The sequence below is a fragment of the Gillisia limnaea DSM 15749 genome, from assembly GCF_000243235.1.
GTDB lineage: Bacteria > Bacteroidota > Bacteroidia > Flavobacteriales > Flavobacteriaceae > Gillisia > Gillisia limnaea.
The window spans coordinates 1,106,790-1,124,575 of the sequence record NZ_JH594606.1 but is presented as its reverse complement, the minus strand read 5'-3'; the positions used below and the strand labels follow the sequence as shown (position 1 = coordinate 1,124,575).

The window sequence follows — 17,786 nt, the reverse complement described above, 5'->3', positions numbered from 1 at the left end:
AGTGGATTCCACAATAGCTTATTTCTGGCAACAGAAAGCTATGCCATTGTTCAAACAAGGTAAATACGAGGTTGGAATGACATTCATTGATAAAGCAGTAAAGTATAATCCTGAAAGATGGCAACGATACAGAGCATTTATAAAGTGTATATTTTCTAAGCAATATAAAGACGCAATTATTGATTTTACGGATTATCAAGAAACATATGGATACGGATTTGAAATGGATCACTCATATAATTTTTACATCGCGTTAAGTTACTTGCAACTAAGCGAATTTGAAAAAGCAGAAAATTTGTTTGAGAAAGATTATGAGAGAACTATTGATAAAAAAGGTGAAGACTGGTTACACCATCTAGACCTCTTTTATTACGGAATTAGTAAGTACGAACTGAAGAAATATGAAGAGGCTTTAGTACTATTTGATCAAGCCTTAGAGCGATATCCTCAATTTTCTGACGTTCAATATTATAAAACTAAAGCTCTTTATAAATTAGGTGAAATAGAAGAAGCAGAGAGCGTATATAAAAGTGCAAAGGAAAATGCTAGAAAAGGGTTTTCAATAAATGAGGATAATGTCGTTTATGAAAGATATCCTTATCAGGTTAGATGGAATTAAACTTAGCACAACATCGGTTAAGCGCAAATAGCGGGTATTCTGGGGAAAAGTGTTATTTTAGAGACCAAGAAATTAACAACAAAGCTGACAAGTTTGCGTCCCTACTCCGCGCTACTTGCCTTAACCAAGACCGTCAGACTGTCTAAAAACCTTCCTTTTTCTTAATAACTTTGTTGACTACTTTTTCAGGATCGTTTTCGTTCTTTTTAGAACTTTGGGTATCTTCATGCTATGAAATTTATTATAGGAAAAGATCGGAAACAAGCTGCTTTGTTTCCTGTTTCATTAGAAGAAAGTATTGAGACAGAGAATGAAGTCCGTGCCATCGAGCTCTTTGTCAACAGCCTTGATTTGGAAAAAATGGGTTTTAAGGTACGCTTTCCCGAAGGAGGAAGACCCGCTTATCACCCTGCGGTACTGCTTAAATTGTTCATCTATGGGTATTTGAACCGGATACGTTCCTCCCGGATTTTGGAGAAGGAATGCAGGCGCAACATTGAAATGATGTGGCTCATTGAACAACTTTCCCCGGATCACAATACCATTGCCAACTTCAGAAAGGACAATCCCGATGCCATTAAAAGGGTCTTTCGTGCCACAGTGCAACTTGCCAGGAACTTTAACCTGATTGGCGGTAAGATCATCGCCGGTGACGGCACCAAACTTCGGGCACAGAACAGACAAAAAAAACAATTTCAACAACTAAAAAATTAGACAGGCACCTGCAGTATATTGACAACAAGCTGGAGCAGTACAACCAGGATATCGCCAGGGCCGATGGGGAGGCTGAAAAGCAGGAAGCCCAAAAGAATAGCGACATTCACACCGGCAGAAAAGAAAGGCTATAAAAAACTGAAACAACAATTGGAAGAAACAGGAGAATCACAAATTTCAACCTCTGATCCGGAAAGCCGTCAGATGATTCTCCGGGGCAATATTACAGAGGTAGCCTACAATGTACAGTCTACCGTAGATGCGCAGCACTGCATCCCCATCGATTATGAAGTCACAAACCATAATGATAAAAAAGCGATGGGAGCTATGGTGAGAAGGGCGAAATCTATTCTTGGGAACACTGATTTCACCGCTCTTTTTGACAAAGGCTATCATACAGGTTCTGAACTGGAAATCGCCCGGGGTTTAGGGATTAAAACCCTGGTTGCCATTCCTGCCACGGCCTCCAATGCACCGGACACCAGATATAATGTTCAACATTTTGTGTACGATGCGCAAGAAGATCATTACATCTGTCCTGAGAATCATTTTCTGAAAACCAATGGGAACTTTTACATCAACCACCGGGGAAAATCCAATCAGTCTGAATTTAAACAGTATAAAACAAAAGCATGTAACGGATGCCCGGTGCGGGAGTTATGCACCACGGCCAAAAACGGGAGACTCCTGGCAAGGAACATATACACTCCGGTTTATGAAGAGAACAAAAGAAATATGGAGGCTGATCCTGAACTCTATCGCCGAAGGCAAGCCATTGTAGAGCATCCCTTTGGAACTATAAAGCGGCAATGGGGTTTTGATCATATCCTTTCCAAAAAGGGAAAGAAACGAGCCTCTGCAGATGTAGGCTTTATCTTTATAGCCTACAATCTCAAACGAATATTAAGTCTGATGGGTAAAAAAGGGTTCCGGGAGATGTATGCTCAGTTGATTCTTTGTTTATCTGTCTTAATCCAGGCTTACAAAGCCATTTTTAGGACATTATATTCAAATGATACTATAAACCCTAATTTCAGCCCTACTCCTAATCCCACGGTTAAAAAGCTTATTTTGGCCCATAATTGGCAGTAAACGTAGGTTTTTAGACAGACTGCCGTTGTGCGTAAGCTAAAAAAAACCGTGCAAAAATAACAAACCAACAAAAGACAATCGGAAACGTGAGGTCGAAAAAAAATATGACGAATAAAATAAATTGGATTTTTAAGAATTTACATCTTCTTGTTTCTCTATCGATTGTAGTTCCGACTGCGATAATTTATGGTTCACCGACAGTTTTACCTGAACATTTAGATATTAAAGTTGAAACGATTGACCTTTCCAATATGTTGAAAGCAGTAATGTGCCTTTATCTCGGAATCTCACTCGTATGGATTTTAGGAATCTGGAAAACTGTATATTGGAAAATAGCAACTCAACTGAATATATTATTTATGCTATCTCTCGCAAGTGGAAGAGCGTTAAGTATGATTACAGATGGAATTCCAACTGGAGGTTATATTTTCGGAATAATAGCCGAATTTGGAATCGGACTCTATTCAATATACCAACTGAAAAAATATACGACGGAATGAATAGCAGAACGCAAAAGCCTACGCACAACAATGTATATAGCTCATAGCTAGGTATTTACTTAATCGAAGTTAAGGTATATTTGCGAGTCCGCCAAATTTTTAAATTTGGCTTATTGAGAAAAAAAGATAATAAGAAAAATTAAAAAATTCGGCTCGTGCTTCATCCGAAAATAATTTTATAATTTACACGCTACGAGCCATATACAGAGACGTTGTGCAAAATATTATAGAGAAATATGAGAAACCTATTTTCTACATTTTTTAAGACATCTGAGGAAAGGCTTAAAAATCCATTTATTAGTTCATTTATTATTTCATTTCTAGCTCTAAACTGGAAAGCTATATTAATAATAGGTTTTTCACTAAAATCAATTGAAGAAAAGATTAACCTGATTGAAAGTGACTATAATAATATAAACACATTTTTAATTTTACCATTATTGATTGCAGTCATTTACATAGCATTTTTACCTTATCTTATGCTCTTATTTGACAAAATTTCACATTCAGCTGTGACAGGTAGAAAGGGTAGTCTTTTAAAGCAGAAAATTATTGATATAAAAGGACAGCAATCCTTGGCTGAGGAGGAAGTTAAATTAGAAAACTTGAGAGCTGATTACAAAGAAAAATCTGATTTAAACCGTAAGATAAATCGTTTAAAAGATGAAGTAGATGAAAAAAATAAAAGAATTGAAAACTTAGAAATTGAAAAGGTTCAGGTCCATAAAGAATTGAACGACATACATGAACATATGAAATCAAATCTAGAAAAACATGACATTCTCCTAGAGAGAAAACATGAAAAGGAACAAAAGGATAAAAATAATTTTCATGATTACAAAAAATTTGAAAATAAATTCTTAGATGAATTTGTTGAAAATGCTAATACTCTATTAAGGAATAATCAATATAAAAATGGAGAAATAAACGACAATAAACTCCTTCCATTTTTTAATCAAAATTTAATCGAAAAAGTCTACAATAGTGATAGCGGAAAAGATAAATATTATCTAACGAACAGAGGTCAAGCAATTCTAAATGAATACTACAAAGAGAGAACATTATAATACTTTGCACAACACCGTTTAACAGCAAATAGCGGGCATTCGGATGAAAAGTGTTATTTTAGAGACCAAGTAAAAACCAACAAAGCCGACAAGTTCGCGTCCCTATTCCACACTACTTGCGTTAAACAAGACCGTTAGGGTAAATTTAAAAAATGAACGAAAGACCACAAATACTAACACTAAACTTAACTGACAAGTCAAACTCAATACTTGTCGAAAAAGGGTTTAACTTATACCAAGGAAGTCTAGGAAAATTAGTCGACACCAAAAATGAAAAACATAAGTTTAAATATCATTTACTAAACAACGATTTTCCTGCTAACGCCCACGAATACGATATTGTAATAGTAGATTTTTCCAATGAAGAGACAATTGATTATGTAAAATCTGATAACCAGAGGGAAAAAAATAAGACAGAGAACAATTCATATTTAATTTGTAAATATCCTCAAACAATATTTGACCCTAGAGGACTTTCGTCTCACGCATTCATAAGAGAAATTCGAGAGATTCTAAAAAAAGAATGTCTAATCATAGTATTTCAAAATGAAAATGTTGATATCGAATACAAAATAGTAGAAGAAAATGGAGATAGGCCTATTTCAAAAGGAAGTCAAGAAGCTAACTTTTATGAATTTATTCCTAATTTTTATTTTCAACAAAATAAATTTGGAAAAGAAACTAAAGTAATACCAAACAATGGCGAATTAACAACTTTTCTAGAGAAGTTCAATAAAGATTTTAATTATGAAAACACATTTTTTCATCCGACAATATGGGAAAATGAAGAAAAAGTTCCTGACCCTAAATTTTACCCAATAATCCAAAATTTAAATAATGAAATAATCTCTTACATATATTTAACCGATAAAGTAGGAGTATTTATATTTCCTGTACTAGAGGATAATTCTCTATTTTTATTAGGCTTTTTAGAAACAATAGCCCCAAGTTTACAACCAAATCTTTTTCCATATTCAACTCAAAACAAATGGACTGAAAACATTGAATATGCTCTTCCGAATCAAGAAAGATTGATTGAAGAAAAGAAAAAAATTGAACAAGATTTTAAAAAATCAATTGAAACAAAAAACAAAGAAATAATATCAAATAATGATAAATACTCTTTCTTACATAAAATATTAACTGAAACGGGAGATGAATTAGTTTCTGCTGTAATTCAATTTTTAGAATGGCTAGGTTTTGAGAACATTATTGATATGGACACTCAAACCGAAGGAATAAAGGAAGAGGATATACAAATAGAAACTGATAAAGGACTTTTAGTTATTGAGGTAAAAGGTATTGGTGGTACTTCCAAAGATTCCGAATGTAGTCAAATATCTAAAATTAAATACCGTAGAGCTAAAGAACGTGAGAAATTTGATGTTTATGGATTATATATTGTAAATCACCAAAGACATATTCCTGCCAAAAAAAGGGAAAACCCACCATTTACAAAAGAACAAAAGCAGGATTCTATTAATGAAGAAAGAGGTTTATTAACGACTTGGACTCTTTTTAATCTGTACTTTGATATTCAAAAAGATATAATAACTAAAGAAGAGGCTAGACAGATAATATATAATTATGGCTTAATTACTTTTATTCCGCAAAACATAAAATTAATTGATACTATTAAAGAAATTTTCCTAAAAGGAGAAGTCTTTATTTTAAATATTGATGGCATCAAATTAAAAACTGGAGATACATTGTATATTGAAAAGAATAAAAAGTTTCAAAAACTTACAATAATTGAAATTAAACTTGATGACAAAATTGTTACAGAAATTAGCAACGGAGAAGCAGGTATAAAAGGAACGATTAAAGTAAGTAAGAACTCAAAGGTTTGGATAAAAAACTTGCCCTAACAATGTATATAAAACATAGCTATTACAGGCTTTACCAAAGGTTTTTATGTATTTGCGAAGATCGCCAAATTTTTAAATTTGGCTTTTAGTAAAATAAAGATAAAAAGTAAAATTTAAAAATTCGGCTCGTGTATAATCCGAAACGTTAGCGTCTTTTTACACGCTACGTTTCATATACGTAGACGTTGGCATTCATTGGCGGAACGCACTCTGAACCTGAAAAAAATAAATTGTGGAAACAGAAAATAAATCGGAAAAAAGAACTTTACTAAATGGAATTGGGTTGAATATTTTTGCGATATTTATCGGAATTATTATTGCTTTAATTGTTGCTTCAAATACTTCTTCTGATATGCCAGCAAGTTCAAATCACGGAGCAATATTTCCGTTTTTTAATGCAATTTTGTTTGGAATTATAACATTAATCGCTTATTTGAGTTTTAAGAATATTTTCAAAAATTATAGTTGGATAATCACACTAATCGGAATTTTGATTATGATTTTCGCATCAGCAAAAATATAAAGTGGAATTTGAGCAAGTTTATGGAACCAAACTATACGCTGAATTTAGTAAATTGTGGAATTGCTCACTCAAACGGAATTGATAAAGTTTGCGGAATAAATTGCTGACCGAATTCACTCAAACGCAGAAAAAACTGAAAACGGAATTAAGCCGAATAATTAGAAGCCTGAATAAAAACAACGAAATGCCAACACCGTGTATAAGCCATTGCTGGGTCTGTACCTATCTGGAAAATTCTGGGAATTTTCCAGCGTAATTTTGTACTTTTAATGGTTCGTGTGTGAGACACGCAACGGCTCATACACATCAACGTTGTAATGCATTTGAAAAAAAATGAGTAAACTGACAAAAACAGAGGCGATTGAAAAAATAAAAGCCGAACTTCTAAATGTTGATTCCAAAGGAAAGAAGGCAAAAAATGTTCGCTTTTTAGCTTCAGCGTTAGGTAGTATTCCTTGGGTTGGCGGATTTATTGCGGCAAGTGCGGCTTTACATTCTGAATTTGAACAAGGAAAAGTAAATGATTTACAAAAATTGTGGCTTGAAGAGCACTCTAAAAAAATAGACGAATTAGCTTATACTATTTTTCAGATTTTTGAAAGAATAGATGCAGTTGGCGAGGATATAAATGAAAGACTAGAAAGCGAAGAATATTTAGGAATAGTAAGAGAAGGATTTAAGGAATGGGATAATGCCAAAACATTTGAAAAGAAGGAATATATCAGAAAACTAATCACAAATGCTGGTGCAAATAATATTACAACAGATGACATCATTCAACTATTTATAGATTGGATAGGTAAATATCACGAACTTCACTTTTCCGTAATAAAAGAAATTTATAAAAACCCTTACATTACAAGAGCCGAAATTTGGAATACTTTCAACGAATATCAACCAGAAGAAAACTCAATGGAAGCTGACCTTTACAAGTTAATGTTTAGAGATTTAAGTACAGGTGGAATTATAAGACAAGCAAGAGAAACAGACTATTATGGAAATTTTTTAAAGCAGCCGACAAGAAAAAGAAATTCAAATACATTGGCGTCAGCATTTGATGATGGAAAAGTTTACGAACTGACGGAATTAGGAAAGCAATTTGTTCATTTCACAATGGAGGAAGTTGTTACAAAGATTGAATAAAAAACGCATTACAATAACTAAGTATTCGGCTCGCCGATAGGCAAGAGCTGAATATTGTGTTGACGAATCCGGTGGAAATTTCTCTATGGGTAAAACGATGGATTTAAGGAAGGATAATCGGATGAGGAACTTTTACTTGAAGCTTCAAATTGTATTGAACTCACTCCATTTCTAATTGCATTTTGTTTTTCGGTATCTCTCTTTACAATCTTTGGCTTTAATCATTTAATTTTAAAGTTGAGGCATAGCAGGATCTGTCCGCCTTCGCAGATCAATTCTTAGTTGCCCATAATCAATTTTTTATCTTTTAGGAGTTCTCTCCAATCTGCAGGTGGCCCTCGTCCATCAAACAGTAGTATTGTACGCAGTTTTCCTTTTTTACAAATAGGGCATCGACGATGCAAAAGCGGCTGTCTTGTTTTGTTGATTTCTATCTTTTTAGTGGCGAGTTCGGCTTGTAGTTTTGGCAACTTCTCCCTTTTCCAGCTGCTGCTCAAAATGCCATAATGCCGTATCCGGGTAAATCCTTTGGGTAAGATATGTAGGGCAAACCGCCGGATAAACTCTTGGGTAGATAACGTTAAGCTAGTTTTCCTGCCACCGTGCCGATACTCTTTGCCAGTAAAAGTCACCCTTCTGTCCTTGCTGTCAACTTTAGCAATCCGATGATTACTAATGGCTATTTTATGGGTGTATCTACCTAAGTATTCAATGACATATTTCGGGCTTCTAAAAGGTTGTTTGGCATACACGACCCACTTTTTGCTGAATACCGTATTGTAAACTTTTTGAGAAATTTTCAACTCACTTTTTCTAAGCTCAGCTACGTACTTTGACCTAAACACCTGGCTCATAGATTTTACGTTGAACAAGTATTTGCCGTGGTTCTTTGCTTTTTTCCATTTCCCTGCTTTGCTCAACCCACCTCCTGGCACAATGCAATGCAAGTGCGGATGCAGGCTCAAGTTCTGGCCCCAAGTATGAAGCACCGCAATCATACCCATTCTTCCGCCCAGGTGTTTTGGATTGTCCCCAAATTGCTGCAAAGTTTGCCAAGCAGCTTTAAATAAACTGCTGTACACTATTTTGCCGTGGCTAAGGGCATAACTATTGAATTCACTAGGAAGGGTAAACACCACGTGAAAATAGGGAACGTTCAAGAGTTCATCTTCTCTTGCCCTTATCCATTCTTCGCGCTTGTGCCCTTGACAGGATGGGCAGTGCCTGTTCCTGCAGCTGTTATAACTGATGTGCAGTTTATGGCAACAATCGCATTTATCAATGTGCCCGCCCATAGCTTTTGTCCGGCATCTCCTTATGGCCTGTAAAGCCCGATAATGCCATGAGGTAAGGCTCAAACTTTTGAGCTGTAGCTGTTCTATTTCCAGAATGTCAGCTACCGTATGTCTGGGGGGCATTACTTGTAGAGCTTGTCTAGGGGAGAAAACTTTGAGCCACTGGGCAAATTAGCTACATGGAGGTAGGTCAAAGTCATCTCGATATGGGCGTGCCCCAAAAGTTCCTTTAAGCTGACAATGTCAACGCCATATTCCAACAAATGCGTAGCAAAGCTGTGCCGTAGCGTATGGGCGGTAATTTTTTTGGAACTGCCTATCTTGCTCCGGTTTTCCTTGATCACCCAACGGATTCCGTTGGTGGTCAGCCCCCGCCGCTTTCCCATCTTTGTACACCTGACTGTTAAAAAGATAGATTTGGGGGTTTTCTGTTTTGATGTACTTCTTTAGTCCTCTGTCCAAATGTTTGCTCAAGGGAACATAGCGATCGGTCTTGCCCTTCTTTTTGGGAACAAAGACTGTTCTGCGGTCAAAGTCAATGTCAGCTAATTTTAGGTTACACAGTTCATAGCTGCGAAGTCCACAGCCATACAGCATTCCAATGATCAAACGATGTTTGAGATATTTGGGCGCATTTAAAAGCCGTTTGATTTCTTTTTGGCTCAGGACGGTTGGCAATTTAAGGTCCCGCTTGATCTGTGGCAGGGCCACTCGCTTGGTCTCCATGCCCATTACCTTGTAGGCAGCTCTAAGGCCAAAAACGGTGTGCTTAAAGAAGCTTTCAGAAGGGGTCTTGTGGAGTTTTTGGCAATAATAAAGGTATTGCTCAATGTTTTCCACCGAGAGCTTCTCTGGGCTTTGATTATAGTGCAGGGCAAGGTGCGCCAGGCATCTGAGGTAATTGTTTAGGGTGCTCTTTGCCTTGCCATTGATGGAAAAGCTTTGTTCTAGATTGTTCTGGAGTGTACTGAAGCCTTCTACCTCTGAAAAGGCCTGTTCAGCAATGGTCTTACTTTTTTTAAACATGATAAAAGATTTAAAGTTTAGCTACAAATTAATAAATCCATTACTTTTATAAACAAAAGATCCAAATTGAATAGTTCAGGAGAGCTTCCGACCGTAGGGAGGATTCGTTCAACACCGTATATAAGCTATGGCTAGGTCTGTTCCTACTTGGAAAATCCTGAGGATTTTCCAAAGCCAGTTTTTATTTGGAGAGGTTCGTGCTTTAACACGCCACAGCTCATATACCAAACGTTGTAAGCAATTTTAAAAAATCAACTATGAAATATAACCTTTTGATCAGCTTAATTTTATTCAGTTTTTCGAGCTATTCTCAAAATGCAATTACTATTGGTAAAACCATAACAATTCATTCCGAAATACTAAAAGAAGATAGAATCCTTGAAATCCATTTGCCTAAGAATTATGAAGAATCCGACAAGACTTATCCAGTTCTCTATTTGCTTGATAGTTATTATAATTTTTCACACGCTGTAGGCAGCGTTGAATATCTTCAATTAAATAGGCTCATTCCAGATATGATCGTTGTAGGGATAAGGAATACCAACCGTAACCGTGATCTGAGTCCAGATTCTCCAGAACTTAGTACGGATGAACGAGAAAGGATGGGAACAACTGGTGAAGCCCATAACTTTATTGCTTTTCTCGAGAAGGAACTAATTCCCCACGTTCAAAAGACATATAAAGCAGCCCCGTACAGGGTAATCGTTGGACATTCTCGAGGAGGACTCTTCAATGTTTATACTTTTTTTAAAAAACCAGAACTATTTGATGCATATCTCACCATCAGCCCTAGTTTATGGTATCCAAATGAATTAATCTCCCAGGAATTTGAGAATGTTTTCAAAAAACCTTCCGAACTAAGCGCAACCTTTTATATGACCTTGGCAAATGAAAATAAAGGAAACATGCGCGGGAATGTTCTTAAATTAAGCGGAGAATTCAATAATTATATAAATGCACATAAAGAGGCCGATCTTCGTTTCAAATATGAACCAATGCCTGAAGAATCGCATGGTACTATAGGTTTGCCTTCAATATTTTCTGGATTACGCTTTATTTTTGAACCAACTCAATATGAGATTCCCAGAACAAGAGAGGAAATAATGGCACAGGGAGGGCCGGACGCGGCAATTGAAAAGGCAGTTACATATTTTGATGAATTATCCGAAAAATATGGATTTAAAGTGACTAATGAATATGCTTTAGTAGATCTTGGCTATGCTTTTATGAGATTAGAAGAACTCCAGGAATATTCCGTAAATGCATTTAAAGCCAATGTCCAAGCACACCCAGATTCTTACGATGCCTACTCTAATTTAGGAATGGCTTACGAGGAACTCGATAAATTACAAAAAGCAAAAAGTAATTACGAGAAAGCATTAAGATTGGTAATGGAAACAGAAGACCCAGAATGGGAGTTCTATAAGGCAGATTTGGAAAATTTGGAAAAGAAAATAGAGGCAAAGGCTGGCAATTAACCTTGATTTAGATATAATTCTTCCCTGTTTTTGCTGGATTAGCCGGGAAGAAACAGCTTACAACAATATATAAAAACATTGCTTAAATTAGTCCCAAATCGAAACATCGTGTTCGCTTGCAAGGCCTGATTGTCCTGCGGACAATCAAGCTCGCCAGCTCGCACAGTTTTTATACGAGACGTTATCTCTCATTATAAAAAAACACTCGTCCAGAAAATAATTATCCTTTTCGTGTAACATTTTATGTTTTTTTAATCAAAGGTGTAAACAATTAAAACATCAAGATTATGAAAACTTCAATTAAAATTTTTGCATTAGTAATGACAGTTTTTATTTGGATGGATAGTATCGCATCCAATAAAACAAATTATCAACCCGAACCCTTTGAAGTGGAAACCATTGGTCAAGGCAAACCCATTTTATTTCTTCCAGGTTTTACAGCTTCAGGTTCGGTTTGGAAAGAAACCGTTGAGCATTTAACGGTCGAAAGAAAATCCTACCTTTTTTCTTACGCAGGTTTCAATGGCAACGAACCTATTGAAATGCCTTGGTATGACACCATAAAAAATGGGTTAATAGATTATGTCAATCAAAACAAATTAACAGACATCATTGTAATAGGTCATAGTATGGGCGGTAATCTTGCAGTAGATATTGCTGCTGAATTTCCCGACAGAGTTTCAAAAATTATAATCGTGGATGCACTACCATTTATGAAAGATGTTATGATGCCCGACGTACCAATTGAAATGCTTGATTATGACACTTCTTATAACCAGCAAACAATTGCAATGTCCGATGCGGATTTTTTAAATATGGCCACGATGATGGCTTCAAATATGGCGACAGATAAAGAAAACCAAGAGACTTTAAAAAAGTGGATGGTTGAGGCAGACCGAAAAACTTGGGCTTACGGCTATACGGATTTGCTAAAACTTGATTTAAGACCTAAACTATCAAATATTAGTTGTGAAACTTTAATCATAGGCGCATCTTTTCCCGATGTAAATATGGCTAAAGCAAATTATGAGAAGCAATATGAAAACCTTTCAGAAAAAACATTAATTATGGCGTCCGATAGTAAACATTTTGTGATGCTCGACGAACCAGAATGGTTTTATAAGACCGTAAACGATTTTTTAGTAAATGGCAAATAATAAAAACGCCCACTTTGAAAGCATATATAGGCAGCATCATCCGATGGTGCTGCAAATGTGCCTGGGTTTTGTAAAAGGGGATTTGGATACCGCAAAAGATGTAGCACAAGAAATATTTATTAGTGTGTTCAATAATTTAGAAAAATTTAAGGGAGCTTCTACATATAAAACTTGGATTTATAGAATTACTGTTAACTCTTGTTTGCAATATGTGAAAAAAGAAAAAAAGCAGAAAAAATACCCAATTACAAAAACAGTTGCCCAGTCAGCCACGGAAGAAAGCAAAACATCTAACAGTGCAAGTATCCCAGACCTTTATAAAGCCATAGGTCAATTGAACAAAATAGATAGATTGATTATTATGATGGTTTTAGAGAACGAAGATTACGATACTATTTCGAATGTTATCGGGATAAAGCCAACAAATGTTAGGGTCAAAATCCACCGGATAAAAAAACAGTTAAAAACAATTTTAAACAGCAACGAAAATGAATGAAGATTTTTCAACATTGAAAGGCAATTGGGATAGCCTTAAAGATAAAATTGATTTGCCATCCGCATCTGCCATTGAAGGCATTGAGAAGAAAATTAAAACCAAAGAACGAGAAAATTATTTCTTTTACTTTGGCACTATTATTATCCTATCGCTTACGCTCATCGGTCTGTTACTATTTTTTAATTATGTAGCACCTGTTCAAGAAATTGTGAGTAAAATTGGTGCTGGGCTAATGATTATAGGTTTACTATTTAGAATTATAATAGAAGCAATTAGCATTACAAAGGCTAAAAGGATAATCAAACTTGACAATACGCTGAACAACCTTGAGAATTTGATTAAGTTCCATCAATTTAGAAAAATAATTCACAATACTATTTCCCCAATTATCCTTACCGCTTATACCATAGGTTTTTTTATAATCACACCCGAATTCAGCAAGTATATTGAATTTTGGTATTTGACACTCTATTGCATATCCTACTTTGTTGCAGGAATAATTATATTTTCCGTAATCAGAAAAAGTGTTAAGAATGAAATGAAAAAAATTGATGAAATTCTCTCGCTTAAAAAAGAATTGACAGCGCAATGAAAGGCATAAAAGATGAGAAGTTTTTTATGTCACCAATTTTATTGATATTTATACTTTAACTTTAGCTGACGTTCCTAATAAAGCGCTCAATAACGAGAGATAACAATGTATAACCGCGATTACGGCGGATTCGACTACGTCCGAAGCCACGCGTAATTGCTAACGTCAATGCTAAACCGAAAATTAACGCATATTAACCCGTAACTGCGGTTATACTAAACGTTATGCGCAAGCTAAAAAAAAATGACAGTACAGCATTATAAAACAGAAAATAGGACTTTAAAAAAATATATCGATGGTTATTATTTTATGACAAAAGGCGATACCAAATTGCCTATACGATATTTAACATTCCCCACTAATTTTCCAATTATTAGCACAAGCCAAGACTCGGATGTGAAATTTGAAAATGAAAAAATAGTTGTAACACCTTCAAAAAAAATAAGAATTGTTACAGATTTGGTAATTAAGTACACAAAGCCTTTTGAAGTCTTTTATCAAGAACCTGTCAACGAAATAACAATTAAATTTAAACCGCTTGGACTTAATCGTTTTGTGGCAAATCTTTCAGATTACTTCACTAATGGATTTTATATGGATTTTCAACCATTCGATGATTTGAATATGGAGATGCAATCCATTTTTAATATTGCGGAAAGACACGAGCAAATTGAGCGTCTTGAAAATTATTGGTTATCTAAATTAAAAGATGTTGAATTGAGTCGATTAGAAAAAATAGTTTATGATTTAGAAAGCGAATATAGTATTGCGGAAATCTCAAAAAAAAATAACATTTCAAAACAATATTTAAATAAAATTTTCTTCAAAAATTTGGGCAAAACGCCATCAGAATATCGTAAAGTGCACAAATTCAGAAAAGCATTGATGGATTTTAAAAACGTAAATAACCTAACAGAACTTTCATATGAAAGTCTTTTTTACGACCAATCCCATTTTATTAAAGAATTTAAATCTCTTACGGACATCAAGCCAAGCCAGTTTTTCAAAAATATTGGTACGAACAAAGAAGTCGCTTGGCTTTTTTTGTAGGCAGTTTCCATTTTTACAATTATATGCTTTTTGCACTTACTAATTTTGAAGGTTAATAAAATAAACTGATATAAAAATGAAAATTCGTCTATTCGTAATTTCCTTCTTGTTAATTGTCTTAAACGCAAATGCGCAAGAACAAGACTCTATAATAGCTAAATTTAAGGATGTCCCACAACTTACTTATAAGGAAATGTTGACAGATCACGATTCTTTAGTTTCGTATTTTCAGCAAGCAAGTCCAATCATCTATTTTAACAAGGAAGTTAGAAATATTGATTTTTGGAATCACGCTAAAAATTTAAGAAATCAAATCAAGGAAAATACAACGATGCCTGAATATCTTAAATTAGTAAATAAAACGATTAACTCTGCCCAAGATGGGCATTCGCAAATATTGGGCAATTTTCATCTTGATATTATGAAAGACAATTGGTTTCCTAATAAAGTACAACTTGTAAAAGGAATTGACAGTTCAGATGTTAAATATGGTTATATTTATAGAGAATACTTAAATAAAAGATTCAGCACAAAATTAGATTTAAACTTGGTTTATACTTCGGGAGAGTATTATAATTTATTGCCATTTAGTTATAAAAACAAAACATATCCTGCTTCTATGAAGCTGATTGACTGCAACAATACCAAGATACATCAATTTGTAAATAGTCTAACAGAACTTGTGAGTCCTTTGAGATGGGACAGAGTAAATAATAGGGTTTATAGTATAGACTTCTATTCGCCAGCTGATATATATGAGAATGATACGCTTCGCTTAACATTTTTGGATAAAGCTAACAAAAAACACCAGTTGAATATTAAAAAAAATGATACGGTCAAATTTTTACAGAAAAGAAATTTAAAGTATGGTTACAATAGTTTGTCAGAGCCAGTCACAACCCATTATTTTGATAAGAACAAAATCTTTTATGCAAAATTACCTATGATGAAAGAAGAATATGGGGATACCATAAATAATAGATTGGAAAAGACCTTAAAAAAGGGAGGTGTTGGCGCAGTAGTAATCGATATAAGGGGAAATCCTGGTGGAAGCGATAACACTTTTAATAAATTCTTAAAAAAAATAATAAAAGATACGTTGAAGGTTGACATAGCAATTGGAAGAAATTTTAGCCCATATAACAAATGGTTTTTTGAAATTAATAAGGATTCAATATTAAATAATCCTACTTATCATTTTAAAGCTGATGTAGCCACATTAGACAATCCAGAAATGTATTATATCGTAATACCAGACTATACTTATGTAACGCCAGATTCAATAACGTATCCGTTTGATGGACCAATATATATATTACAAGATAGATATATATATTCTTCTGCCAGTAACTTGTCCAATTTAGCCAAAAGGAGCGATAGGCTAATCAGTATTGGGGAAACACCAGACTTATTAAGCGGTCTGCAAACAGGCACGCCGATATTGAGTCTTCCCTTCAGTAAAATACTCTTTCGGTTAGAACCTCAAATTGATTTTACAAATAGCAAAACAAAACTCGATATTTTCCAAAATAATGTTGAACATCACATAAGTTATTCTATAGAATTCTTATATGAACGTACAATAACAAAAGAAGATGTGTTTGGAAAAGATTTTCTTTTAAGAAAAGACCCAATGTTCAAAAAAGTTTTAGATTTGGAGAAGAAGAGGAAAAAATAAATTATTATAAACACGGAACAAAGTGGGAAAAGCCAGCGCATAACAATTAAATAAAAAATAGGCGAGACAGTAGTAATTTCAAGGGTTTTGACGCGTATCAAACTTTGTGCTTAACCGAAAGTCTTGTGCTTCGAAATCGCCTACTTTTCATATACTAACCGTTGGCAATAATTATAAAAAAAATGACGAACAAGATATTTTACCTTTCGATTTTAATATTGAGTTGCATATCCTGCAAAACGGAAACGAAAACAAAAAGTGAAATTCTCGAAAAATCGAAAATAGACAAGATTGATAGTCTTGCAAATCGCTATCTTGAATTAAATCGTTTTAGTGGAGTTATTTTGGTAACTAAAGGCGATACGATTATTTACAACCATAGTTTTGGTTTAGCCGACTATGACAACGATAAGCCCTTTTCAAATAAAACCACTTTCAAGATTGGCGAAATTTCCGAATTAGTTACTGCCAATATTATTAGGGAAATGGCCAAAAAAAACAAATTCAAATTATCTGATGAAATTTCCAAATACATTCCAGAAATCAAATCGGACTTTACCATAAATGATTTACTAAATCACAAAACGAATTTACCAAGCTTACAGATTATTCAAGAACAAAATCCAGAATTAGTATATTCAAATATTGATTATGCGAATTTAGCCATTCAATCTTCTGCCATATCAGAGCAAAGTGATTTAAACTACAATATTTTGGGATTGATTATAGAAAAAGTAAGTGGTAAAACCTTTCAAGAAAATTTAGAAACTTATAGTAAAGAATTGAGTTTGGAAAACACCTATTTCCAAAAATCTGATACATCTTTGGCTGTTGGTTATCTATATCATAATTATCAAGACAATGGACCCGAATTACAAAAAGCGCCAGATTCCAATACGGATATTACATTTAGTAGCAACGGACTAAAATCTACTGCAACTGATTTAGTAAAAATTATAAGTGCAAATTCCACAGATAAATTAGAGATAGAAGGATATTTAGAAAATGACGGTTTTAGTTATTCAATAGTAAATAATCCGGAAACCAAAATTGCAATTATCGTTTTATCAAATCGCCGACATCCAATCGCAAAGGAAATTTCAACCAGTATTGATGAAATACTTGAAAATAAAGAATATACTCTTCCTTTGGCAAGAAAAGAAATTGATATAGACACAAAGTTATTGAAGGATTATTCGGGCATCTATTCGCTTAATGAAAATATGAATTTAGAAGTTATCAATAAAAATGATAGTCTATTCGTAATGTTCGGAACAAATAAAATACATTTATTGCCACAATCGGCAAACCAATTTTATATGGAACAAACGGATGGGTCTATGAGATTTTTAAGAGATACAAACAATGTTGTTAATGAAGTTGTATTATTGGATGGGTTTTTAGAAGGTAATACAATTAAGCGTGTGGAAAAATAACTATTGCCAACACCGTATAAACATAATAGGGCGATTAGTTGCTTAACTCAAT

At 34.3% G+C, this 17,786-nt stretch carries 14 protein-coding genes and 2 pseudogenes; 14 read left to right on the top strand and 2 right to left on the bottom strand.

Annotation, left to right across the window (positions count from 1 at the left end; translation table 11 throughout):
- From GILLI_RS06755 to GILLI_RS06725, 7 genes and pseudogenes are all read left to right on the top strand, one after another.
- The coding region (locus tag GILLI_RS06755; protein WP_084810944.1) for a tetratricopeptide repeat protein at window positions 1-619 on the top strand (619 nt) is incomplete at its 5' end.
- A 231-nt stretch (window positions 620-850) separates the two neighbouring features.
- A pseudogene (locus GILLI_RS18665) lies at window positions 851-2,425 on the top strand (IS1182 family transposase).
- Window positions 2,426-2,529: 104 nt separating this feature from the next.
- Window positions 2,530-2,925 (top strand): DUF4345 domain-containing protein, encoded by a 396-nt coding sequence (locus GILLI_RS06745; RefSeq protein WP_006988357.1) that lies wholly within the window; start codon window positions 2,530-2,532, stop codon window positions 2,923-2,925.
- Between the two features lie 236 nt (window positions 2,926-3,161).
- Window positions 3,162-3,992 carry a hypothetical protein gene (locus GILLI_RS06740; RefSeq protein WP_006988356.1) on the top strand — a complete coding sequence of 277 codons (831 nt, stop codon included), beginning with the start codon at window positions 3,162-3,164 and terminating at the stop codon, window positions 3,990-3,992.
- A 152-nt stretch (window positions 3,993-4,144) separates the two neighbouring features.
- Window positions 4,145-5,860 (top strand): hypothetical protein, encoded by a 1,716-nt coding sequence (locus GILLI_RS06735; RefSeq protein WP_006988355.1) that lies wholly within the window; start codon window positions 4,145-4,147, stop codon window positions 5,858-5,860.
- A 232-nt stretch (window positions 5,861-6,092) separates the two neighbouring features.
- Window positions 6,093-6,383: a hypothetical protein gene (locus GILLI_RS06730; protein WP_006988354.1), complete on the top strand. Its 291-nt coding sequence runs from the start codon at window positions 6,093-6,095 to the stop codon at window positions 6,381-6,383.
- Window positions 6,384-6,716: 333 nt separating this feature from the next.
- Window positions 6,717-7,526 carry a hypothetical protein gene (locus GILLI_RS06725; protein WP_006988353.1) on the top strand — a complete coding sequence of 270 codons (810 nt, stop codon included), beginning with the start codon at window positions 6,717-6,719 and terminating at the stop codon, window positions 7,524-7,526.
- Window positions 7,527-7,804: 278 nt separating this feature from the next.
- Here the strand turns inward: GILLI_RS06725 and GILLI_RS06720 are convergent, their stop codons facing one another.
- Window positions 7,805-8,944, bottom strand: coding sequence for an IS91 family transposase (locus GILLI_RS06720; RefSeq protein WP_006987883.1), 1,140 nt, complete (start codon window positions 8,942-8,944; stop codon window positions 7,805-7,807).
- A pseudogene (locus GILLI_RS19230) lies at window positions 8,944-9,547 on the bottom strand (tyrosine-type recombinase/integrase). Before GILLI_RS19230 ends, GILLI_RS06720 begins: the two are co-directional and overlap by 1 nt.
- 557 nt (window positions 9,548-10,104) lie before the next feature.
- Here GILLI_RS19230 and GILLI_RS06710 point away from each other — a divergent pair.
- From GILLI_RS06710 to GILLI_RS06680, 7 genes are all read left to right on the top strand, one after another.
- A complete protein-coding gene (locus GILLI_RS06710; RefSeq protein WP_006988352.1) occupies window positions 10,105-11,325 on the top strand; it encodes an alpha/beta hydrolase-fold protein in 1,221 nt (406 codons plus the stop codon).
- A 287-nt stretch (window positions 11,326-11,612) separates the two neighbouring features.
- Entirely contained in the window at window positions 11,613-12,482 is an 870-nt protein-coding gene (locus GILLI_RS06705) for an alpha/beta fold hydrolase (protein WP_006988351.1), read from the top strand.
- Window positions 12,472-12,978 (top strand): RNA polymerase sigma factor, encoded by a 507-nt coding sequence (locus tag GILLI_RS06700; RefSeq protein WP_006988350.1) that lies wholly within the window; start codon window positions 12,472-12,474, stop codon window positions 12,976-12,978. The genes GILLI_RS06705 and GILLI_RS06700 overlap by 11 nt, the downstream gene beginning before the upstream one ends.
- Window positions 12,971-13,570, top strand: coding sequence for a hypothetical protein (locus GILLI_RS06695; RefSeq protein WP_006988349.1), 600 nt, complete (start codon window positions 12,971-12,973; stop codon window positions 13,568-13,570). The genes GILLI_RS06700 and GILLI_RS06695 overlap by 8 nt, the downstream gene beginning before the upstream one ends.
- A 243-nt stretch (window positions 13,571-13,813) precedes the next feature.
- Window positions 13,814-14,620 (top strand): helix-turn-helix domain-containing protein, encoded by an 807-nt coding sequence (locus GILLI_RS06690; protein WP_006988348.1) that lies wholly within the window; start codon window positions 13,814-13,816, stop codon window positions 14,618-14,620.
- A gap of 76 nt (window positions 14,621-14,696) precedes the next feature.
- Window positions 14,697-16,298, top strand: a complete 1,602-nt coding sequence (locus GILLI_RS06685) for a peptidase S41 (protein WP_006988347.1) — start codon at window positions 14,697-14,699, stop codon at window positions 16,296-16,298.
- A 182-nt stretch (window positions 16,299-16,480) separates the two neighbouring features.
- Entirely contained in the window at window positions 16,481-17,734 is a 1,254-nt protein-coding gene (locus GILLI_RS06680) for a serine hydrolase domain-containing protein (RefSeq protein WP_006988346.1), read from the top strand.
- Window positions 17,735-17,786 lie beyond the last annotated feature (52 nt).